The sequence below is a fragment of the Lysobacterales bacterium genome, from assembly GCA_016703225.1.
Taxonomy (GTDB): Bacteria; Pseudomonadota; Gammaproteobacteria; order Xanthomonadales; family Ahniellaceae; genus JADKHK01.
Map to the genome: position 1 here is coordinate 773,812 of JADJCM010000001.1, position 21,981 is coordinate 795,792.

General features: G+C 66.3%; 22 protein-coding genes and 1 tRNA gene. 16 read left to right on the forward strand and 7 right to left on the reverse strand.

The window, feature by feature from the left end; translation table 11 throughout:
• Window positions 1–163: 163 nt before the first annotated feature.
• Window positions 164–1,372 carry a TonB-dependent receptor gene (locus IPG63_03375; protein ID MBK6726292.1) on the forward strand — a complete coding sequence of 403 codons (1,209 nt, stop codon included), beginning with the start codon at window positions 164–166 and terminating at the stop codon, window positions 1,370–1,372.
• A 24-nt stretch (window positions 1,373–1,396) separates the two neighbouring features.
• Here IPG63_03375 and purD read toward each other — a convergent pair whose 3' ends face one another.
• The 3 genes from purD to IPG63_03390 all read right to left on the reverse strand — a co-directional run bounded on the left by purD (window position 1,397) and on the right by IPG63_03390 (window position 4,762).
• The gene (gene purD / locus IPG63_03380) at window positions 1,397–2,674 is read right to left on the reverse strand and encodes a phosphoribosylamine--glycine ligase (GenBank protein MBK6726293.1); all 1,278 of its coding nucleotides are present in this window, start codon (window positions 2,672–2,674) and stop codon (window positions 1,397–1,399) included.
• A 171-nt stretch (window positions 2,675–2,845) separates the two neighbouring features.
• Window positions 2,846–4,420 (reverse strand): bifunctional phosphoribosylaminoimidazolecarboxamide formyltransferase/IMP cyclohydrolase, encoded by a 1,575-nt coding sequence (gene purH / locus IPG63_03385; GenBank protein ID MBK6726294.1) that lies wholly within the window; start codon window positions 4,418–4,420, stop codon window positions 2,846–2,848.
• Between the two features lie 63 nt (window positions 4,421–4,483).
• Window positions 4,484–4,762, reverse strand: coding sequence for a DNA-binding protein (locus tag IPG63_03390; protein ID MBK6726295.1), 279 nt, complete (start codon window positions 4,760–4,762; stop codon window positions 4,484–4,486).
• Window positions 4,763–4,931: 169 nt separating this feature from the next.
• Here IPG63_03390 and IPG63_03395 point away from each other — a divergent pair, with 169 nt between their 5' ends.
• The 4 genes from IPG63_03395 to IPG63_03410 all read left to right on the forward strand — a co-directional run bounded on the left by IPG63_03395 (window position 4,932) and on the right by IPG63_03410 (window position 11,177).
• Window positions 4,932–5,537 carry a DUF4126 domain-containing protein gene (locus IPG63_03395; protein ID MBK6726296.1) on the forward strand — a complete coding sequence of 202 codons (606 nt, stop codon included), beginning with the start codon at window positions 4,932–4,934 and terminating at the stop codon, window positions 5,535–5,537.
• Window positions 5,538–5,966: a CopD family protein gene (locus IPG63_03400; protein ID MBK6726297.1), complete on the forward strand. Its 429-nt coding sequence runs from the start codon at window positions 5,538–5,540 to the stop codon at window positions 5,964–5,966. It abuts the gene before it with no gap.
• Window positions 5,967–6,047: 81 nt separating this feature from the next.
• A complete protein-coding gene (locus IPG63_03405) occupies window positions 6,048–8,711 on the forward strand; it encodes an EAL domain-containing protein (protein MBK6726298.1) in 2,664 nt (887 codons plus the stop codon).
• Window positions 8,712–8,741: 30 nt separating this feature from the next.
• Window positions 8,742–11,177, forward strand: coding sequence for a response regulator (locus IPG63_03410; protein ID MBK6726299.1), 2,436 nt, complete (start codon window positions 8,742–8,744; stop codon window positions 11,175–11,177).
• A gap of 15 nt (window positions 11,178–11,192) precedes the next feature.
• Here the strand turns inward: IPG63_03410 and IPG63_03415 are convergent, their stop codons facing one another.
• Entirely contained in the window at window positions 11,193–11,732 is a 540-nt protein-coding gene (locus IPG63_03415; GenBank protein ID MBK6726300.1) for an RNA pyrophosphohydrolase, read from the reverse strand.
• A gap of 157 nt (window positions 11,733–11,889) precedes the next feature.
• On the opposite strand from IPG63_03415, the gene IPG63_03420 reads away from it, so the two are divergent.
• The 3 genes from IPG63_03420 (at window position 11,890) to IPG63_03430 (ending at window position 12,944) form a co-directional block, all read left to right on the forward strand.
• Window positions 11,890–11,966, forward strand: a tRNA-Met gene (locus IPG63_03420).
• A gap of 82 nt (window positions 11,967–12,048) precedes the next feature.
• The gene (gene queD, locus IPG63_03425; GenBank protein MBK6726301.1) at window positions 12,049–12,405 is read left to right on the forward strand and encodes a 6-carboxytetrahydropterin synthase QueD; all 357 of its coding nucleotides are present in this window, start codon (window positions 12,049–12,051) and stop codon (window positions 12,403–12,405) included.
• 155 nt (window positions 12,406–12,560) lie between these two features.
• Window positions 12,561–12,944 (forward strand): phasin family protein, encoded by a 384-nt coding sequence (locus tag IPG63_03430; GenBank protein ID MBK6726302.1) that lies wholly within the window; start codon window positions 12,561–12,563, stop codon window positions 12,942–12,944.
• 130 nt (window positions 12,945–13,074) lie between these two features.
• Here the strand turns inward: IPG63_03430 and IPG63_03435 are convergent, their stop codons facing one another.
• A complete protein-coding gene (locus IPG63_03435; protein MBK6726303.1) occupies window positions 13,075–13,455 on the reverse strand; it encodes an MAPEG family protein in 381 nt (126 codons plus the stop codon).
• A gap of 82 nt (window positions 13,456–13,537) precedes the next feature.
• Here IPG63_03435 and IPG63_03440 point away from each other — a divergent pair, with 82 nt between their 5' ends.
• A complete protein-coding gene (locus IPG63_03440; protein MBK6726304.1) occupies window positions 13,538–15,199 on the forward strand; it encodes a SpoIIE family protein phosphatase in 1,662 nt (553 codons plus the stop codon).
• On the opposite strand, the gene IPG63_03445 is transcribed toward IPG63_03440, so the two are convergent.
• Both IPG63_03445 and IPG63_03450 read right to left on the reverse strand, forming a co-directional pair.
• On the reverse strand, window positions 15,200–15,688 hold the full coding sequence (locus IPG63_03445; protein MBK6726305.1) for an STAS domain-containing protein: 489 nt from the start codon (window positions 15,686–15,688) through the stop codon (window positions 15,200–15,202).
• Window positions 15,689–16,483, reverse strand: coding sequence for a cyclic nucleotide-binding domain-containing protein (locus IPG63_03450; GenBank protein MBK6726306.1), 795 nt, complete (start codon window positions 16,481–16,483; stop codon window positions 15,689–15,691).
• A gap of 108 nt (window positions 16,484–16,591) precedes the next feature.
• Here IPG63_03450 and IPG63_03455 point away from each other — a divergent pair, with 108 nt between their 5' ends.
• From IPG63_03455 to IPG63_03485, 7 genes are all read left to right on the forward strand, one after another.
• A complete protein-coding gene (locus IPG63_03455) occupies window positions 16,592–17,557 on the forward strand; it encodes a hypothetical protein (GenBank protein MBK6726307.1) in 966 nt (321 codons plus the stop codon).
• A gap of 159 nt (window positions 17,558–17,716) precedes the next feature.
• Window positions 17,717–18,085: an ATP synthase subunit I gene (locus tag IPG63_03460; GenBank protein ID MBK6726308.1), complete on the forward strand. Its 369-nt coding sequence runs from the start codon at window positions 17,717–17,719 to the stop codon at window positions 18,083–18,085.
• 8 nt (window positions 18,086–18,093) lie between these two features.
• A complete protein-coding gene (gene atpB / locus IPG63_03465; protein MBK6726309.1) occupies window positions 18,094–18,933 on the forward strand; it encodes a F0F1 ATP synthase subunit A in 840 nt (279 codons plus the stop codon).
• Window positions 18,934–18,987: 54 nt separating this feature from the next.
• The gene (gene atpE / locus IPG63_03470) at window positions 18,988–19,260 is read left to right on the forward strand and encodes a F0F1 ATP synthase subunit C (protein MBK6726310.1); all 273 of its coding nucleotides are present in this window, start codon (window positions 18,988–18,990) and stop codon (window positions 19,258–19,260) included.
• A gap of 94 nt (window positions 19,261–19,354) precedes the next feature.
• Entirely contained in the window at window positions 19,355–19,825 is a 471-nt protein-coding gene (locus IPG63_03475; protein MBK6726311.1) for a F0F1 ATP synthase subunit B, read from the forward strand.
• A 3-nt stretch (window positions 19,826–19,828) separates the two neighbouring features.
• Entirely contained in the window at window positions 19,829–20,362 is a 534-nt protein-coding gene (locus IPG63_03480; GenBank protein MBK6726312.1) for a F0F1 ATP synthase subunit delta, read from the forward strand.
• A gap of 67 nt (window positions 20,363–20,429) precedes the next feature.
• Complete coding sequence (locus IPG63_03485; protein MBK6726313.1) at window positions 20,430–21,977, forward strand: F0F1 ATP synthase subunit alpha; 1,548 nt, start codon at window positions 20,430–20,432, stop codon at window positions 21,975–21,977.
• Window positions 21,978–21,981: the final 4 nt, after the last annotated feature.

Consider the following 21,981-nt stretch of genomic DNA (forward strand, 5'->3'; position numbering starts at 1 on the left):
GCGTGGAAGCCTGCGGCTGACCACACGCTGGTCGTGAACCTGCAGCACAGCGAGCAGCCGCTCACCTACCGCTACGACGAACTGGTGCCGGGGTTATGGCCAGACGCAAGCGTCGGCAGTGACCGCCAATTTCGAACCCCAGAAGCGCGGCTTCGCGCAACTCGTGCATCGTTACGATGCGCCGCTGCCGTTCGCCGACCGCCTCGAATGGCAGCTCGGTGCGCAGACCATCATCGACGACCGCCGCAGTCGCGATCGCGGTTCCGAAACCGAGTCGCGCGAGTTCAACAGCGACCGTCTGCGCGGCGTGCTCGGCTCGGCCGCGAAGCGACTCACGGAGCGCCACGAGATCCGCTATGGCTTCGAGTTCTACAACGACCGCGTGCGCTCGGCGCGCGAGAACCGCCGTCTCAGCACCAACGTCACCAGCGTCGCCTCGCCGCGATTCCCCGACAACGCTGAGCAAGACAGCAGCGCGCTCTACCTGCTCAGCGACTGGCGCCCGCTCGAACGCCTGGACCTGGTCACCGGGCTGCGCCTCAACCGCTTCGAGTTGGCGATTCCGGCAAGCGGCGCGCGCACCGGCGTCGAACTTTCCGACAGTGCACTCACCGGACAGATCGGCGCCACCTGGTCGCTCGACACCGCCAACCGCGTCGTCGCGAATGTCGGCAGCGGTTTCCGCGCGCCCAACGTGTTCGATGTCGGCCAGTTCGGCGATCGCCCGGGCAACCGCTTCGCCATCGCGAACCCGGCACTCGGCCCCGAACGCGCGCGCAGCATGGACCTCGGCCTCAAGCACTCGAGCCTGCGCGTCGAGGCCGAGGCCTATCTCTGGACCAGCGATTTCAGCAATCGCATCACCTCGGTGTTCACCGGCGACACCACCGCCGGCGGCCGCCGCATCGTGCAAAACGTGAACCTGGCCAGCGCGCGCCTGCGCGGCATCGAAGCCGGTCTGCGCTGGTTCGCCGATGACGCCTGGAGCTTCGGCGCAACGCTCAATCACAGCCGCGGCGACGAGACGCTCGCAGCGGGCGCTGCGCAAACGCCAGCCGATCGCGTGCCACCGCTCAATGCACGCCTGACGGCGAACTGGCGCAAGGACGAACGCTGGACCTTCGACGCCGCGATCTTCGGCGCCGCGCGCCAGGACCGCCTGAGCGAGCGCGATGCCAGCGACCCGCGCATCAACCCGGAAGGCACTGCCGGCTTCGCCCGCGTCGACCTCGGCGCGCGTTATCGCGTCAACGATGACCTGGTCATCGAGGCCCGCATCGAGAACCTCGGCGACCAGGCCTACCGCGAACACGGCTCCGGCATCGACGCCCCCGGCCGCAACCTGCTGATCGGTTTCGACTGGGGCATGTGAGGTCGGACCGCACGGGCGCCTCGCTCAGCGCCCAATCGCGCGGTAGGCGATGTCGCGGCGGTAGTGCATGCCGTCGAAGCGGAGCCGGTCGACTTCAGCGTAGGCTTTGGCGCGGGCGTCGACGATGTCGGTGCCCAGCGCGCAGACGGTGAGCACGCGGCCACCGGCGGTGAGCACCTGTTCGCCTTGCAGTCTGGTGCCGGCATGGAAGACCTTGGTGTCCGCTGCATGCCTGCTGTCGAGGCCGTGGATGGCATCGCCGTTGCGCACCTTGGCCGGATAGCCGTGTGCGGCCAGGACCACGCCGATCGCGGGCCGCGGGTCCCACACCGCCGTGGTCTCATGCAGGCGCCCATTGAGCGCCGCTTCCAGCAGATCGACCAGATCGGACTGCAGGCGCAGCAGGATCGGCTGCGTCTCCGGGTCACCGAAACGGACGTTGAACTCGAGCACCTTGATCTCGCTGCGGGCATTGATCATCAGCCCGGCGTAGAGGAAACCCATGAACGGGTGGCCGTCCTGGCGCATGCCGGCCAGCGTCGGCTTGATCACCGTGTCCATCACCCGCTGGTGAATTTCGGCACTGACCACCGGAGCCGGCGAGTAGGCACCCATGCCGCCGGTGTTCGGTCCCATGTCACCGTCGAAGGCGCGCTTGTGGTCCTGGCTGGTGGCCATCGCGAGCGCGTGTTCGCCATCGCAGACGGCGATGAAGCTGGCCTCCTCGCCATCGAGGAATTCCTCGACCACCACCCGCGCTCCGGCGTCGCCAAGACTGTGCCCACCGAGCATGTCGTGCAGCGCCTGTTCGGCATCACTGAGCGTGAGCGCGACGACTACGCCCTTGCCGGCCGCGAGGCCATCGGCCTTGATCACGATCGGCGCGCCTTCGCGGCGCACGTAGGCGAGTGCGGGTTCGAGCGTGGTGAAGACCTGGTACTTCGCGGTCGGGATCTGGTGGCGCGCGAGGAAGTCTTTCGCGAACGCCTTCGAGCCTTCGAGCTGCGCCGCAGCGGCGCGTGGGCCGAAGATGCGCAGGCCAGCGGCGCGGAAACGATCCACCACACCGAGCACAAGCGGCACTTCCGGGCCGACCACGGTCAGGTCGATGCGTTCGCGCTGCGCCAGTGCGAGCAGGCCATCGAGGTCATCGACGCGGACATCGACACTGCGCACGCCGTGCTCGCGCGCGGTGCCGGCATTGCCGGGCGCGACGATCACTTCAGATACGCGCAGCGACTGCTTCAGCTTCCATGCCAGGGCGTGTTCGCGACCACCGGAACCGATCACCAGAATCTTCATCTCGTTGCCGCCTCTGCTCGGTGAGCCCTATTGTCCATGCATTCGGAGCGAACCAAGCCCCCTGAGTCGGGGGGCGATTCGCGCCGCAGGCGCGAATGGGAGTGTGGAGGCGCCCGTGGGGCCCGAAGTTCGCGTGGCGAACTTTGGGATTGATGCCGGGCGCAGCCGGCATCAATGTCGGAAATGGCGAATGCCGGTGAATACCATCGACAGGCCATGTTCGTCCGCGGCGGCGATCACCTCCGCATCGCGCATCGAACCGCCGGGCTGGATCACCGCACGAATGCCCGCTTTCGCTGCGGCATCGATGCCGTCGCGAAACGGAAAGAATGCGTCGGACGCCATCACCGAGCCGGGTACCACGAGCCCGGCTTCCTCGGCCTTCATGCCAGCGATCCTGGCACTGACGATGCGGCTCATCTGGCCGGCACCGACGCCGATGGTGCGGCGGTCCCTGGCGTAGACGATCGCATTCGACTTCACGTACTTGGCGACGCGCCAGGCGAACAGCAGGTCGTCGATCTCGGCCGCGCTCGGCACGCGCGTGCTGACCACCTTGAGTTCATCGCGGCTGACTTCGCGGATGTCGGCGGTCTGCATCAGCAGGCCCGAGCCGACCCGCTTCACGTCCATGTTGTTCTTCCCGGCACCATGCGGGATGCGCAGCACACGCACGTTCGCCTTCTTCGTGCAGTAGGCGAGCGCAGCGTCGTCGTAGTCGGGTGCGATCAGCACCTCGACGAACTGGCGGTCGAGGATGGTCTTCGCGGTCGCCGCATCGAGGCGGCTGTTGAACGCGATGATGCCGCCGAACGCCGAGGTCGGATCGGTCGCATACGCGGCTTCGTAGGTGCCGGCGCAGTTCGTGCCGACGGCGACGCCGCACGGATTCGCATGCCTGACGATCACGCACGCCGGCTGTTCGAACTGGCGCACGCATTCCCAGGCGGCATCGGCATCGGCGAGGTTGTTGTAGCTGAGATCCTTGCCCTGCAACTGGGTGAAGGTCGCGAGCGTGCCCGGCACCGGCCACAAGTCACGGTAGAACGCGCCCCGCTGGTGCGGGTTCTCACCGTAGCGCAGGTCCATCACCTTCACGAAGTTGCTGTTGTTCTGTGCCGGGAACAGGGCCAGCGAGCCATCGTCCTGGATCGCCGACAGGTGGTTGCTGATGAAGGCATCGTATTGGGCGACACGGTTGAAGGCCGCCACCGCGAGCGCGAAGCGCGTCTTCGCCGAGAGTGCGCCGTCCTGCGCCGCGAGTTCGGCGAGCAGGGCCGGGTATTGGGCGGGATCGGTCGCGACCGCGACGTGGGCGAAGTTCTTCGCGGCCGCGCGCAACATCGCCGGTCCGCCGATGTCGATGTTCTCGACGATGTCCTCAAACGTGCTGGCCGGGTCGGCCGCGACGCGCTCGAATGGATACAGGTTCAGCACCAGCAGGTCGATCGGCAGGATGCCGTGTTCCGCCATCACCGCATCGTCGACGCCGCGGCGCCCGAGCAGTCCGCCATGCACCTTCGGATGCAGGGTCTTGACGCGGCCGTCCATGATCTCCGGGAATCCGGTCAGTTCGGAGACGTCGCGCACCGGCAGGCCGGCATCACGAATGGCCCTGGCGGTGCCGCCGGTCGAGACCAGTTCGATGCCGCGGGCGGCCAGCGCGCGGGCGAGGTCGATCAACCCGGTCTTGTCGGAAACGGACAGCAGCGCGCGGCGCACGGCCACGGTCGATGACGCGGTCATGGGGAAGTTCCGGTGCCTTGGGAGGCGCGCAGTATAAGCGCGCGTACGACCCGCCGGTCTGGCTTATCCGAGGCGATGCTCGGCGAGCTTCTTGCGCAGCGTGGCACGCGTGATGCCGAGCATTTCGGCAGCGCGCGTAACATTGCCGTCGGTATGGCGCAGGGCCTCGCGCAACATCGGCGCTTCCACTTCGGCGAGCACCAGGCGATACAGGTCCTTGGCGCAGTCCTTGCCCGAATGCGCGAGGTAGCGGCGCACCGCGCGCGCCACACATTCACTCAGCGCCGGGGCGGACTCGACCGCCGACGCCGTTTCGACACGCAGGGGCTGGAAGACATTCATGGCGCGCTGCTTCTTGTTGTTGTTGCCGCCAGCAGCAAGGTGCGAGCGGGGCCGGGGAGTTTATCGGCGCCGGTTCATGGTGCAAGCAGCAATTTCGCAGCGAGTCGAATCAACCGCCCGCGAGCTGTTCCTGCGGGCGCGTCGAACATCGACCGCTATACTGCTGGCCATGATGGAGATTTCGACCGACCCCGCGGTACCGTTCGCACTCGGCATCGTGCTCGCCTGGCTCGCCGGAGTGCGCGTCTACCTGACCCTGTTCGGCGTCGGTGTTGCGGCCCATTTCGGCTGGATGGAGTTGCCGCAGTCGCTGGCACTGACGCAATCACCCTGGGTGCTCGGCGTCTGTGCCGCGATGGCGCTAATCGAGTTCGCCACCGACAAGATTCCTGGCGTGGACTCGATCTGGGATCTGCTGCACACGCTGGTGCGGATTCCGGCCGGTGCCTTCCTCGGCGGCCTCGCGCTGCCGGGCGCCGGCGGCGAAGCCAGCGCGACCGGGATGGCGCTCGGCGCCGCGGTCGCGGCCCTGAGCCACGGACTGAAGAGCGGCACCCGGGCGTTCATCAATACTTCGCCCGAGCCCGCCAGCAACTGGGCCGCATCGCTCGCCGAAGACGGCCTCGTGCTCGTCGCTTTCGGGCTTGCCCTCGCCCACCCCGGCTGGGCTTTATTGCTGCTGGCTTCGGCCACCTTCGTCTTCATCGCGACCATCGTGTTCCTGTATCGCCTGATGCGCCGGATCGCGCTTCGCCTGCGAGGCGCCGAGGCCTGAATGCTCTGGCTCAAGGCCCTGCACATCGTCTTCGTGGTGACCTGGTTCGCAGGCTTGTTCTACCTGCCGCGACTGTTCGTCTACCACGTCGACGTGCGCGACGACGCCGCGCACCAGCGCTTCGTGATCATGGAACGGCGTCTGCTGTCGATCACCCATCTCGGCGGCGCATTGGCGGTGGTCTTCGGCAGCGCACTGCTGGGATGGTGGGTCGCGCACGCACCCGATTATCCGCGCCAAGGCTGGCTGCATGCCAAGCTCGGTCTGGTGAGCCTGTTGATCGCCTACCATGTCAGCATGGCGCATTTCGCGCGCCGCTTTCGCGCGCGGAGCAATCGCCGCAGCGCGCGCTGGTTCCGCATTTACAACGAGGTTCCCGCCCTGATCCTGATCGGCGTGGTCCTGCTGGTGGTGCTGAAGCCGTTTTGAGCGAGCGCGCGGGCCGCGCCGGGGGCTGTTTCGCGGCCGGGCACCGCTATATAGTGCTGCGACCCTCCGAGATCGCCTGCAATGCTCAGTCCGGACGAGTCCCAACAAGGCGCTGAACTGCGCCTGGTGTTCCTGAAAACGCTGCCGCGTCGTCTGGAGACCGTGCATCGCCGCGGCCGCCGTCTACTGATGCAGGGCTGGGACATCAATGTTCTGACCGTCTTTTATCAGGACGTGCAGTCGCTCGCTGGCGCGTGCGGCCGCTATGGCATGCTCGAAGCGGGCGAGGTCCTCTACGCCATCGAGACCTTTCTCTCGCCCTACCTGGAGCGGATGTCGTTGCCGGGTCCGGAGCAGAACCCGCAGTTCCAGCAGGTGCTCGACGCCCTCGGACGCCTGAACTCCAAGCATGTGCCGGAACGCGTGATCGCCAGCCCCGGCTCGGCGCCGCAACCGTTGCAGGCGGAGCGCGCTGGTGTGCAGACGCTGGTGGTTCCGCCGCGCGACTACTGGAAACGCTGGGGCGTGGGCGACGTCGGCAGCAGCATCGTCGAAGCCGGAGATGCGGCAACGCAAGTGGCGCGCCAGGCGCCCGCGGTCGCTGCGGCGCCGCCGGTAGCTGCAGCCACCGCCACCGTTTCCGCACCAACGCTAGTCCGCGCCCAGCCCAAGCCGATCCAGGCCGCTGGCGAAAAGCGCATCTATCACCTGAGCGATGGCAGCGCCCTGTCCAGCGAGATCGATCTGAAGCTGGAGCACTCGCGTTATCCGCTCGATCCGCTCGAAGACGCGGAGACGCTGCGCGAAATGCTCGGTGCCTTCGCCCCGGCGATGGTGATCATCGATGCCGCGTTCCTGGCACAACTCGATGGCATCGGCGATGCCCTCAAGCTCGCGCGCAGCCGCACCAGCCAGAAGGTGGCCTTGATCGTGTTCGCGGACAACCCCGACATCGCCACCCGGCTCAAGGCGATGCGCGCCGGCGCCGACGCCTTCATCACCCTTCCGGTCGCGGCTACCGATGCCATGACGCGGATCGAAGAACTGCTCGAAGGCGAAGGCGGCGAGCCGTTCCGCGTGCTGATCATCGAGGACGATCGTTCCCAAGCCCTGTTCGCCGAATCGATCCTGCGCAAGGCCGGCATGGAGACGCGCGCGGTGATGGACCCGATTTCCGCGCTGGAAGAGTTGAACAGCTTCCGCCCGGAGCTGATCCTGATGGACCTGTACATGCCCGACTGCGACGGCATGGAGCTGACCACGCTGATCCGCGAGCGGGAGGCCTACACCAATGTTCCCATCGTGTTCCTGTCCGGGGAACATGATGAGGAGAAGCGTTTCGACGCGCTCTCCGCCGGTGGCGACGACTATCTCGAGAAGCCGATTCGTCCGAAACACCTGATCTCGGCGGTGACCAATCGCGTTCGCCGCGCCCGCCTCACCAGCAAACGTGTGCAGGCGCACAACCCGCGAGATCCAGTCACCGGCCTGTATGACCGCAGCCACGTGCTGGAGCAACTGAGCGAAGCGCTGGCGCACGAGAATTCCCAGGAGCAGCCGGGCGGACTGATGTTCCTGCTGGTCGATGGCGCCCAGAACATCCGCGACCGCATCGGCCTCTCCGCCTTCGACCATCTGATGGGCCAGGCCGGCGCGCTGCTTTCCGGACTGCTCGGCGGTGGAGAACTCTGCGCGCGTTTCGGCGATACCAGCTTCATTGCCCTGCTCGGCGGTCGCGATGAAGCCGCACTGCTCCAGGCTGCGATCAGCATCCGCCAGGCGTTTGATCAGCATGTGTTCGAAATCGCCGACCGCAGCATCACGCTCGCCGTCGCCATCGGGCTGAGCACCTTCGCGCAGAATCTCGGCGAAGCCGCAGCGATGGTCAACGCTGCCGAACGCGCCTGTGTCGGTGCTCGCCAGAACCCGGATCGCCGCGTCGAACTTTTCCAGACCCAGGTCACCCAAACCAGCGATGCCGATGAGGTCATGCTGCTCGGATTGATCCGGGACGCCATCCGCAATGATAGTTTCCAGCTGCTGTTCCAGCCGATCGCGTCGCTGCGCGGCGGCCACGACCAACAATTCCAGTGCCTGCTGCGCCTGCGCGGCGACGGCGGCCGTATCTATACCGCCAGTGTCCTGGTCGCTGTCGCTGAACGCGCCGGCCTGATCCATGGCGTCGATCGCTGGGTGCTGGCGCGGGCATTGCTGGTGATCTCCGAGCGCGCCCGGGACGGGCACCCGGTTCGCCTGTTCGTGAACCAGTCGATCGAGAGTCTGAATGACCCACAGCGGATCAGCTGGCTCAAGCAGGGCATCGATACACGCCGCATCCCCCCCGATCAGCTGGTGATCGAGTTGCGCACCGCCGACGCGCTGGCGCGGGTCCGCCAGCTCGCCACCTTCCACGAAAGCGCGAAGCGCCTTGGCATCCGCCTGTGCCTCTCGCATTTCGACGCAACCATGGCCAATTTCCAGCTGCTGCAACACGTCCAGGTGGACTACGTGAAGATGGCCCCGAAGTACACCGGCGCTGATGGCCAGACTCCGAAGACGCGGGCGGAACTGCGCCAGGCCATCACCCACCTGCGCGAACGCGGCATCCAGATCGTGGCGCCGCAGGTCGAAGATGCCCAGGTCGCGGCCGCCCTGTGGAGCACCGGGGTGGATTTCATCCAGGGCAATTTCGTGCAACAGGCGACACAGGATCTCGACTTTGATTTCGATGCCTCGGCACTCTAGTGGGGATGATTCAACGATGGCGGAGCAGACATGACGAGCAGCGAGCGCAAGACGATGGAGAGACCCGGGCTCGGCCTCGTGTCGGCATGGATCGCATTGGCGCTGGTGGCCGTGATCGTGGCCTCGGGCCTGGGCGAACGGCTTAAACCGGACTGGCGCCTGGTCGCAAGCGCCGCTGCCGCCGGCTTCGTGATTGCCGCCGCGTTGACGGTGCTGGCGCTGCAACGGCGCTGGTCGCGATTGCTGGAACACGCCGAAGCGCGGCCGGCCGTGATCGGTGCAGTTCCACCGCGCCAGCAGCCGGTGGTCGCAGCCGCGGCACCCAACCAACGCGAACTGGAAGCCGAGATCGAACGCCTGCGCAACATCGAGCGCGAGCTGACCTCGGCAAAGGTGGACGCTGAGGCGGCGATGATGGCCAAGGGCGAGTTCCTGGCCACCATGAGTCACGAGATCCGCACTCCGCTGAACGGCATCATCCCATTGCTCGACCTGGTGCTCAGCACCAAACTCGCCCCCGACCAGAAGGAATACCTGAGCACCGCCTACCAGAGCTCGCGCCAGCTGCTGTCGATCGTCGACGACATCCTCGACTTCTCGAAGCTTGAAGCCAACAAACTGGAGCTCGAAACCACCGGTCTCAACCTCAAGGAGATCGTCGACGGGGTATCACGCCTGATGTCGCGCAATGCCGAGTCCAAGGGACTACAGTACTCGGCCACGATCGACCCGAACGTGCGCCTGGCGATGCGCGGAGACCCCACGCGCCTGCGTCAGGTGCTGACCAACCTGCTCAGCAACGCGATCAAGTTCACCGAACGCGGCGCGGTCGCAATCCAGATCAACAAGCGTTCCGAGACGCGCACGCACGTGGAGTTGCTGTTCGCCGTTCGCGACACCGGGCTCGGCATCTCAGCGGAGGGCCAGAAGAAGCTGTTCCAGGAGTTTTCCCAGGCGGACAATTCGACGACACGCAACTTCGGCGGCACCGGCCTCGGACTGTCGATCTGCAAGCGCATCGTCGACCTGATGGGTGGCCAGATCGGCGTCAAGTCCGAGGTCGGCAAGGGTTCGGTGTTCTGGTTCACGGTGCCCATGCTCAAGGCGCTCGGTGACGTGCAGGCGGCGCGCAGCGAGATCGAAGGCGCACGCGCGATGATCGTTACCGGCGATCAGGCCATGCTCAAGCGCCTCGGTACGACGCTGACCGGCTGGCACATGCCGTTCACGCAGAACAATGCCGCCGCCGAAGTCGTGGCCAAACTCAAGGCCGCTGCCGGCGGCAGTTTCGCGGTCGACTTCCTGATTCTCGACTTCGGCTCGATGCGCGCCACCGCACTCGCGATCCTGCGTGGGGTCAGCCGCGAGGTCACGCTTGAACAAGTTCATATGCTGGCGCTGGCTGGCGACGATGCGCTGCCCGAGGACGTGCGCGCTGCGCCACGCTGCGCGGCGCTCAGTCGTGGATTCAGCGACAGCGACCTGCGCGCTGCGATGAAAGCGATGCTCACCGGCACGCCAACCGCGACCTCGGCGAACGTGCAGGTAGACATGCTCGTGGCGCCTGCGGGCGTCGGCACGACACCAATCGCCGCGACCGCGACAGCTCCCGCGACGAGCAGTTTCGTCGCGGCCGAGCCGCGCGCAGGAGCACTCGGCGGTCATGTACTTCTGGTCGAGGACAACCCGGTCAACCGTCAGGTGGCGCAACGCCTGCTTACCCTGATCGGCCTCAGTCACGAACACGCCGAGAACGGTCGCATCGCGGTCGAGAAACTCGAGTCCGGCGCGCAGGTCGATGCCGTGCTGATGGACTGCCAGATGCCGATCATGGACGGCTATACCGCAACACGCTACATGCGCAAACTGCAGGCCGAGGGCGCACTGCCAAAGTTCCCGATCGTCGCGATGACCGCCAACGCCATGGTCGGCGATCGCGAAAAGTGCATCGCGTCGGGCATGGACGACTACATGAGCAAGCCGCTGAACCGCAGCCTGCTTGAACAGATGTTGCAGAAGTGGCTGCCGCCCGGTGCAACTTCGCGCACCATGGCACCGGCGCCGGCCCCGATCGCGCGACCGATCGCCGCCATGACCACGGCACCCACGCACTCCGATGCCTCGCCGATCAACGCCCAGATCGTCAACGACCTGATGGACATGATGGGCGCCGAATTTGCCGACCTGGTGCGCGTCTATCTCGAGGATTCGCCGAAGGCACTGTCGATTCTTGAGCGCTCGGCCGCGGCCAACGACCTCGACGGGCTGATCGCCCCGGCGCATTCGCTGAAATCCACGAGCGCCAACCTGGGTGCACTGATGCTCGCCGACATGGCCAAGCGCATCGAGCACGGCGCGCGCTCGGGCACCATCGGCGAACCGGTGCTGCTGGTTGCCCAGCTCAGTCACGAGTTTCAGCGCGCTTCAACGCATCTGCGCCAGTTGCTGGCACAGATGGGCCCTTGACGCGAAGCTGCGCGCTCAGCGCCAGTTGACGGCCGGACTGGCCGCGAGCAGCGTCGTCGGAGCCTGACCGGGGTCCACGCCATGCTTGCGCGCGACACCGGCCAGGTGACCGAGCGCGCGCTGGTAGACCTCGCGCTTGAAGTCGACTACGTTGTCCACCGGATACCAGAAATCGACCCAGGTGTAGCTGTCGAACTCGGGCCGGTCCGAATGGTCTAGGCGGACATCGGCATCCGTTCCGAGCATGCGCAGCAGGAACCACACCTGCTTCTGGCCGATGCAGGTCGGTCGCTCGCGCCGGCGCACGAAGCGCTTGGGCAAGCGATAGCGCAGCCAGCCCGGGGTCGCGCCCAGCACCTCGACATGCTGCGGGTGCAGCCCGGTTTCCTCGAACAACTCGCGGAACATGGCTTCCTGAGGAGTCTCGTCGGAGTTCATGCCGCCCTGCGGGAACTGCCAGCCATCACGGCCGACGCGCCGCGCCCAGAACAGACGGCCGTCGCCGTGCATCAGCACGATGCCCACATTGGGTCGGTAGCCGTCAGGGTCGATCACGGCCCGCTCCAGAAAATTCGCTGCGGCGATTCTTCCACAGCGCCACGAAGCGCGACAAGGAAGCATGCCGCAATTCGCCGGTTCGAGCGGCCGCACCGGCTTCACGATTTCCTTGACAAGCCAGGGCCCGATGCCAACAATGCGCGCCCCTTCGCGTGGCTATGTAGCTCAGCCGGTTAGAGCACGGCACTCATAATGCCGGGGTCGGTGGTTCGAGTCCACCCATAGCCACCAGTTGCGAAGCGTGGAAGATCAAGGCCTTGCCGGCGTACTGCGGCGGGGCATGGCAGCGCCGGGGCGGCGCCGGACGGGCGCGATGGACATCTTCAAGACTTTCTCGATCGAGTCCGCGCATCGCCTGCCGAACGTGCCTGCGGGGCACAAATGCGCTCGCTTGCACGGGCACTCCTTTCGCATCGAACTGCACGTGTCCGGGCCGGTCGAACCGCATTTCGGCTGGGTGCTCGACTTTGCCGAGATCAAGGCGGCATTCAAGCCGCTGTACGACCAACTCGACCACCACTGCCTCAACGACATCGACGGGCTCGACAACCCGACCAGCGAGAACCTCGCGCGCTGGATCTGGACGCGCCTGAAGCCACGACTTCCGCTGCTGGCGGAGGTCGTCGTACACGAGACCTGCACCTCAGGCTGTCGCTATCGAGGCGACTGATTTGCTGCGACGCACCAATCCATTTTTTAGCGCAAGCCGCTGTAGCTGAACGAACGACGCCTTGTTCGCAAGAAATATGTTGCGTTGCAACATTACTCTGGCTAGACTGCGCCGCAGTAACGTCACCCATGGTGGGTGCGTCCAGGGGCAGAGCCATGTTTGAGCAGATCAGCAGTCCGTTTATCGCAGCGACCAAGCAGTTTGCCGAAGCCGGTTTCAAGGCTCAGGGCATTGCATTCGACGGATTCGAGAAAGTCGTCGGTGCGCAGATCAACACCTTCGAGAACCGTCTGAACGCGACCCTCGACTTCTGGTCGCAGGCCGCCGAAGTGCGCAACCTTGATGGCGTCAAGGCGATCATGCCGAAGTCGGTCACGCTGGCGAAGGAAACCGCCGAGACCGTGTTCGCAACAACCCAGGAAGTGGTCGGCATCACGGTGAAGACCGGTGAAGCGCTGAACGCCATCGCCAAGAACCAGTTCGAGGCCTCCAACGACGCCTTCGTGAAGCCGGTTGTGGCTGCGCGCAAGGCCAAGTGATTCCGTCGCGGCCAATGGGCAGCGACAAGCAAGTTGCGTGGAAGACGCTGCACGAATCTCCCTCCCCTTAAAGAGCAGTGCAGCGTCCTTTTGAAGGCCGACGGTCCCCCGTCGGCCTTCGTTTTTCCGCTCAGGCGCGGGCCGCGAGCAGGAACAAGCCGATCGTGCAGCAGAAGGCACCGACCCAGGCCAGACTGCGCCAGAGGTGCAGATCGGCCAGGTAGAAGCCTGCGTAGACCACGCGCAGCGCGACGAACCCAAGCGCCAGCTGATCGACGGCTTCCGCTGCGGCACCCGACTGCTGGGCGATGATCACCGCCGCAGCGAATGGCGGGAACGCTTCGAAGCTGTTGTTGTGCGCCCAGTGTGCGCGCTGACGGAACCCACTCAGGCGTGCCTGGAACTCCGGCACCGAGCGGTTGTTGTAGCCAGGGCCCGAGAACTTGGCGATACCGGTAAGCACAATGGGCATCAGGGTCGCGATCAAGACACACCAGTAGGCAATCGACATGGGCAATCGGGTCCTTCGCGGTAGCGGGACCGGAGTCTCGCACTTGTGCGACACTTCGGCGTGAAATCCGGTCAGGTCCAGCATGCTCGAATTGCTTGTCGAAGTCGGTCCCCAATCCGGCCAGCGCTTTGTCCTGGAGTCCAGCACGGTGCTGGGCCGCGGCCAGTTCGCGGATCTGGTAATCGCAGACTTGGCGGTGTCGCGGCGCCATGCGCAGGTCGAACCGGAAGGTTCGGCCTGGCTGTTGCGGGATCTGGATAGCGCCAACGGCACGCGCCACAACGGCAAGCCGCTGCAGGCGCCGGTGCGACTCGACGACGGCGACGCGGTGGAACTCGGCCAAACCCGGCTGCGCGTGCGGCTGCGTGCCGCCGGAGACGTTGATCTGCCGCTGCCGGCGCAGATCGATTCCGCGGAAGCGACGATCATGGAGGCCGATGTGCGGCGACCGCCGCCGCTGCTGGCGCCACGCACTTCACCCTCGGACGAGCTGAAAGCCTTCGTCCCTGGCGTCGAACGCCGCCAGCAGGTGGTTTTGCGCCTCCAGTTCTTCGAGCGCATGGCCGAATTGCTCTCGCTCGCGGGCAGCCCGGAGCAGCAATTGCGCGCTGCGCTTGCGGCCCTGGCCGACGTGTTTCCGCGCTGTCGGCGGCTGGTGGTGGTGACGCGCGACACGCCGCATCGACCGTGGCTCGTCCTGGCTCAAAAACTTGCTGCCGACGATGAACTCGACCTCGGCATCGTGCAGGCCCTGGCCACCGCTGCGACCGCGTCCGGCCGCGTCCTGGTCGCGGCCGCCACAACTGGAGATCCACCTATTGCGGCCGCCCTGCTGCCTCGACTCCCTGCCTGCGCGGCAGCCGCGCCGCTGAACCACTGCGGCCTGCAGCTGGGTGCGCTGTACCTCGACGCCAGCGACGACGATGGTGCGCTCACCGCCGCGGACAGCGAGTTCCTGCGCGGTTGCGCAGGGCCGTTCGGCGCCCTGCTCGGCGCCCATCGCCACGCCGAGAGCGCGCGCGTGGTGCAGGCTGACGATTTCGACCTGACACGGCGTATCCAGGCTCGATTCCTGCCCGCCGCCATCCCACGGCTCGATGGTTACGAGATCGCCGACACCTACAGCGCGGCACGCATCGTCGGCGGCGATCTGTTCGACTTCCTCACCCTGGCCGATGGCCGTCCCCTGATCTTCATCGGCGATGTCGCCGGCCAGGGATTCCCGGCTGCGCTGCTGATGGCGCGCACCGGCGCTCATCTTCGAGCGGTGACGGCGCGGGCGCGCTCGCCGTCGGAGGCGCTGCGCCTGCTCGATGCGCTGCTACGCCCGGAACTCGAGAGCGGAATGTTCGTGACCGCCATCGCCGCAGCGCTCGATATCGCTCGCGGCCAGGTCGATGTCGCCAGCGCCGGACATCCGATGCCGCTGCTGCGCCGCGCCGATGCCCGCATCGAGGACCCGCCGATCGTGGCCGCTCCTGCGCTTGGCGTCGGCGGCGACAGCTTTCGCGAGTCGCGCATCGACCTGGCGCGCGGCGATGCGTTGCTGTTCTACACCGATGGTCTGGACGAGGCACGCAACGAAGACGATCAGGCGTTCGGTCTCGAACGCGTGCGGCCGCTGCTCGCGGAGGCGCGCTCGGCGGGCCAGGCGGTCGAATCGCTCGGCAGTGCCGTCGAGCGCTGGTTCGGCAGCGCCGCCCAGAACGACGACCTCGCCATCATCGCGCTCTGGCGCCGCTGATCAGCCTGCGTTTTCCTCGGGCTTCGGCGTCGCACCCAGCAACGCCGCCGCCATTTCGGCGCGCGGCCGGTCCGCGACCACTGCCGCGCCGCGGCTGCCGGCACCGAGCAAGCCGGCCGCAGTCTCGACCAGAGCCACCGCGGCCTCGAGCCGATGCGGATGTGCGTCCAGCGCGCTGCACCGATCCGGGAAGATCGCGAACCGGGCGCTGAATCCGGCGGTATCAAAGACCTTGCGCACCGGCGGGACCAGTGCACAAAGCCGCACCGTGCCGGCGCCACCATCGAGCCGCTGCGCCAGCGCCAGCAGGACCCGCAGGCCGGAGGAACTGACGTGGTTGGTCGCCGCGAGATCGAGCACGAAATGGCGGTGTCCGGCCTCCCAGCGGTCGTCGAGCAGTCGCTCGAGTTCGACCGCAGCCGATGCGTCGAGGCGGCCGTCGGGCGCCAGCACCAGCACCGGGCCGAGTGGTTCTTGCAGCACCGTCACTCAGGCCTCCGCGCTCGCGGTCACGTCGACGTTGCCGAAGCGCAGCACATCCCCCGGACCGAACATGACCGCCACCCCCGATTTCAGGCGCTGGCCGTTGACCGCGGTTCCATTCAGCGTGCCCACCTCTTCGCGCACCTGCCAACCGCTGCCATCGCGCAGGATCTTCGCGTGCCGGCGAGAAAGCGAGCGCTGGGCATCCACTGCGCCCAGGTTCACGTCCGGGAAGGAGGCCGTGACCGGGTCGGGGCGCCCGACCAGGAACTCGTCGCGCCCGCGCAGTGCGAAGCGGGTGCCGCTCGGACCATGCACCAACACCATCGCGGTGGCACTCGCGCCCGAGGCGGCCTGTGCCGGCGGGCGCGACGCGGAGGCTTTCGGCATCGGCGTGAACTCGGTGGAGGGTGATGGCGTGCGCAGGGTCTCGACCGGCAGTGCAGGTGCGGCCTCGGCGCCGCGCAACTCCGCCCGCCGCAAGCGCCCGGCGAGCTTGCGCATGATCCGGATGGCGATCTCGATATTCCCGGCGACCACTCCCGGAAACGCGGCACGGTCGATCCGCAGCAGTTTGCTCGGCGTGCGCGCAAGCGCAGTGGCGAAGCGAGGCTGATCTTCCAGAATCGCCATCTCTCCAAAGAAATCTCCGGGCCCGAGCGTCGCCAACGGTTCGGCGCCGCGTGCTGCGCGCCGGATCTCGATGCTGCCGGATTCGATGATGAACATCTCCGCACCATCGTCGCCTTCGCGAAAGATGGTCTGGCCCGCAACCGCCATCAGGAACATTTCCTGCGACATGGTTCGTGGAACTCCAATCGGGAGGTGGGAAACATGCACAGCCACGAACGCGCGTGGGCAGCGCCGGAAGCGGCTAGGCTAGCGCGAAGCAGGCGGCAGGGGAGAGGCATGACGCACATCGTTAGTCGTCTCGCTGCGATCGGCCTCGGTTTGGCCTGCTGCTGGGTGCTGCCGGCCGCAGCGCAGATCCGCCGCCTGGACCCGGCGGCCTGTGCGGAGTCCGGCGCCAGCGGCAACGGCTTCGAGGACGCGGAACAGAGCTGGCCCTCACGCGGCAGCGGCGGCAACGCCGGGGCCGGCAACGCCTTTGTCGCCGTGCCCGGGTACAGCACCCTCCCCGCCTACGCCCACCGCGAGTATTTTTGGTTCATCCCGGAATTGCCGTTGCCGGCGCCGATGCCGGTGGTGGTGGTCCTGCATGGCACCGCAGGCAGCCCGGCCAATGCCCGCAACGAAGCGCGCATCATCCGCGACCTGTGGACCGCCGCGGCCACTCGTCATGGCTTCGCCGTGCTGTCCCCGGTCGCGGGCGGCAGTCATGGCAGTTGGATCGCGCCCGTGGCCGCGGGCGACGCGCCGACCGACTACGACGTGATCGCAGCAGCGATGGCCGACCTTGAGGCGCGCCACAACATCGAACGTGCGCGCCGCTACCTCTGGGGCTTCTCGGCCGGCGGCCACGTCGCGCTCGACCTCGCCCTGAACGAGTTCCACCCGATGTTCGGCCGACGCCAGTTCGCCGCAGTGGCAGTCAGCGCCGGCGCGCTCGCCGGACTGGCCTGCAACGGCATCACCGAAAACGCCTGCAACGCTGCCGTCCGCAATGCCTTCCCGCGCCTGCCGCTGCAGGTCCTGGTCGGCAACAGCGACCCGCTGCGCGCTTACGCCGAGGGCGACTCGGTGCGGCTGCGCAGCAACGGCTGGACCGATCTGCGCGACTACCGCTACCTCGAGTTCAACGGCGGTCATTGGGTCGACTGGGCGCATCCGCAACAGCACTGGGACTGGCTGTGCCAATTCGGGCGCTGGCTCGACCCGATCGAGCGCTTCCACCTGCGGCAGCGCGCGCCCTGAGCCGCTGCGCCAAGCTGGTGCATGCAGGCCTTCGCTGCGCCTCTTGTGCCCTCCTTCTGCCTTGCACGCTCCAGCCGATGCTGGCTAAACTCCCGCTGCTTTGTCGGCGGCTTTTCGCGCCCTCTTTCCCTCTTGCTGATTCCCTGCGGACGCACGGCCATGAGCACGCAACTTGCACACGGCCGCAGTCTCGTCCCGAAGATCGCGCTGGCGGAACTGGGGATGACGCTGATCGCCGCACTCGGCTTCGCTTTTGCCGGCAGCCACCAGGCGCTGGCGGCTGGTTTGGGCGGCCTGCTGGTCGTGATCGGCACCCTGTTGTTCGGCTGGCGCATGTTCGCCGCCGGCGTCGGGACTCCGGGCACGGCCTTGGCGTCGCTGCTGATCGGCAAGGCAATGCAGTGGATTTCGCTGGCGCTGGGACTGTTTCTGGTCATCGGCGTCTGGCATTGCCCGGCGGTCCCCGTGGTGTTTGGCGTCGTCGCCGCCCAGGTGGGCTTCTGGATCGGAACCGGATTCTTTCGTTGAGCGCCCCCATGTCGGATCAAGCTGAAAAACTGACGCCCACCGAGTACATCCAGCACCATCTGGGTCATCTTGCGCACGACCTGACGCCGAACATCTCCAAAGACGGCTTCATGACGGTGCACTTCGACACCATGGTCATGTCGTTCGCGCTCGGTCTGATGATGTGCCTCGGCTTCTGGCTGGCGACGCGCAAGGCCACCTCCGGCGTCCCCGGCAAGTGGCAGGCCTTCGTCGAAATCCTGCTCGAGTTCATCGACGGCCAGGCCAAGGACGCGTATCACGGCACCAGCAAGCTGGTCACGCCGATCGCGATTACGCTGTTCTGCTGGATTCTGCTGATGAACGCGATGGACTTCATCCCGGTCGACTTCGTCGCAACCGTCTCCGGCTTCGTCGGTTCCGCCGTGTTCGGGCTCGACCCGCACGCCGTGCACTGGCGCCCGGTGCCGACCGCGGATGTCAATGCGACGCTGGCGATGTCGATCACCGTGTTCTTCCTGATGATCTTTTTCGCGCTGCGCGCCAAGGGACTCGGCGGCTTCCTGCACGAGATGTTCACGGCGCCGTTCGGCAAGTGGATGTTCCCGGCCAATATCCTGCTCAACATCGTCGAGCTGCTGTCGAAACCGGTATCGCTGGCGATGCGACTGTTCGGCAACATGTACGGCGGCGAGATCGTGTTCCTGCTGATCTGGGTGCTCGGCAGCATCGGCTTCGGCGGCGCCATCGCCGCCTCGGTGCTTGGCCTTGGCTGGGGCCTGTTCCACATCCTGATCGTGATCCTGCAAGCCTTCATCTTCATGATGCTCTCGGTCGTGTACCTGAGCCTCATGGAAGAGCATCACTGAGTTTTCGCTGTACCCCTTTCCCTTATCCATCCATACCGAAGACGGAGAAACACCATGGAAGCTTTCATCGCCACGATCAACGCCTCGACCGCCATCGCGATCGGCATCATGGCCGGCCTTGCCGCGCTCGGCGCCGGTGTCGGCATGGGCCTGATGGCCGGCAAGTTCCTGGAATCGGCCGCGCGCCAGCCGGAGCTGATCCCGGTGCTGCAGGTGCGCATGTTCATCACCGCCGGCCTGATCGACGCGGCGTTCATCATCACGCTTGCCGTCGCGCTGATGTTCGCGTTCGCGAATCCGCTCCTCTCCGCCATCACCGGCGGCTGACCGGACTGAGGCGCGGCTCGCGTCGCGCCTCGCCCGGGTTCGATCGCGCGACGGGATTCTCCGTCGCCGAAGTCCACAAGCGGAGCATTACGCCATGAACATCAACCTGACGCTGTTCGCGCAGGCGCTCATGTTCGCAGCCTTCATCTGGGTCATCGCGACCAAGATCTGGCCGCCACTGAGCAATGCCATCGAAGAACGCCAGAAGAAGATCGCCGACGGTCTCGCCGCTGCCGATCGTGCCAAGCAGGAACTCGCCGATGCCGACGCCCGCGTCGCCGACGAGATCCGCAAGGCACGCGTCGACGCCGGCCAGATCACCGACAAGGCCCATCAACAGGCCACGCAAATTGTCGACAAGGCCAAGCACGACGCGCTTGCCGAGGCTGCGCGCCAACGTGCCGCCGCCGAAGCCGAGATTGCGAACCTGTCGTCGAAGGCCAAGGAAGTGCTGCGCACGCAGGTCGCCGCCCTCGCCGTCCGCGGTGCCGAAAAGGTGCTCGGCCGCGAGATCGACGCCGCGCGTCATCGCGAACTGCTCGACCAGATCGCCGCCGAGATCTGACCGATGAGCACCCGCGAAACGCTGTCCCGTCCCTACGCCCGCGCCGCCTTCGAGCTGGCCAAGGGCGCAGACGCGGTCGCCGACTGGTCGCGCAAGCTGGCTTTCGCGAGCCAGGTCGCCGAGAACCCGCAAGCGGCTGCCTTGATCCACAGCCCGCGCATCGCGCCCGAGCAGCTGCAGACGCTGTTCCTGGCGCAGGGTGAAGCGGCCGACAGCGCGTTCGCGCTGTTCGTCGCCCAGCTGGCTGGCAATCGGCGCATCGAGCTGCTGCCGGAAATCGCAGCGCAATTCGAGCAGCTCAAGCGCGAGTCCGAACGCGTGCTGCGCGTGCGGGTCACGACCGCGGTTGCGCTCGAAACGACGCAGGCCAATTCGATCCGTGCGGCGCTGAAAAAGCGCTTTGATCGCGACATCGAGATCGAAGCGAAGATCGATGCCGGCGTGCTCGGCGGCGCGGTGATCAACGCCGAAGGCCTGGTCATCGACGCATCGGTCCGCGGTCGCCTGCAACGCCTCGCGCAGACGCTGTCGCAGTAACGAATTCAAACCTGCGCACGCCCGGCGCGCGCAGGCCAAGCAAGCATTCACCCTTTCGGGAATCGTCATGGCCACACAACTCAATCCCAGCGAAATCAGCGAACTGATCAAGAACCGCATCGAGCAGTTCAAGACCGGCGCCACCGCGCGCAACGAAGGCACGATCACCTCGGTGTCCGACGGCATCGTGCGCATCCACGGCCTCGCCGACGTGATGCAGGGCGAAATGATCGAGATGCCGAACAACACCTTCGCACTCGCGCTGAATCTGGAACGCGACTCGGTCGGTGCCGTGGTGCTCGGTGGCTACGAACACCTGCGCGAAGGCGATGCGGTCAAGACCACCGGCCGCATCCTCGAAGTGCCGACCGGCCCGGGCCTGCTCGGCCGCGTCGTCGACGCGCTCGGCAATCCGATCGACGGCCGTGGCGCGATCGTGTCCGAGCTGAGTGCGCCGATCGAGAAGGTCGCGCCCGGCGTGATCTGGCGAAAGTCGGTGTCGGAGCCGGTGCAGACCGGCTACAAGTCGGTCGACGCGATGATCCCGATCGGCCGCGGCCAACGCGAGCTGATCATCGGCGACCGCCAGACCGGCAAGACCGCGCTGGCGATCGACGCGATCATCAACCAGAAGGGTTCGGGCATCAAATGCATCTATGTCGCGATCGGTCAGAAGAACTCGACCATCGCCAACATCGTGCGCAAGCTCGAAGAACACGGCGCGCTCGCCTACACCACCGTGGTCGCGGCCTCGGCATCCGAATCGGCGGCGATGCAGTACATCGCGCCGTACTCGGGTTGCACCATGGGCGAGTACTTCCGCGACCGCGGCCAGGACGCGCTGATCATCTACGACGATCTGTCCAAGCAGGCCGTGGCCTATCGCCAGATCTCGCTGCTGCTGCGCCGTCCGCCGGGCCGCGAAGCCTATCCGGGCGACGTGTTCTACCTGCATTCGCGCCTGCTCGAACGCGCCTCGCGCGTCAGCGAGGAGTACGTCGAGAAGTTCACCAACGGCGCGGTCAAGGGCAAGACCGGTTCGCTGACGGCGCTGCCGATCATCGAGACCCAGGCCGGTGACGTCTCGGCGTTCGTGCCGACCAACGTGATCTCGATCACCGACGGCCAGATCTTCCTCGAGACCGACCTGTTCAACGCCGGCATCCGCCCGGCAGTGAACGCCGGCATCTCGGTGTCACGCGTCGGTGGTGCCGCACAGACCAAGATCGTCAAGAAGCTCTCCGGCGGCGTGAAACTCGCGCTCGCCCAGTACCGCGAGTTGGCGGCGTTCGCGCAGTTCGCCTCCGACCTCGACGCGGCTACGCGCGCCCAGCTCGAGCGCGGCCAGCGCGTCACCGAACTGATGAAGCAGAAGCAGTACGCACCGATGTCGATTTCCGAGCTGTCGATCTCCGTGTATGCCGCCGAAAAGGGCTACCTCGACGACGTCCCGGTCAACAAGATCCTGGCGTTCGAGTCGGGCCTGCATGCCTTCATGCACAGCAACCACGGCGCGCTGATGCAGGACATCGTCAAGACCGGCAACTGGGACGACAAGATCGAGGCCACGTTCAAGGCCGCGCTCGACGAGTTCAAGAAGACGGGCAGCTGGTAAACGG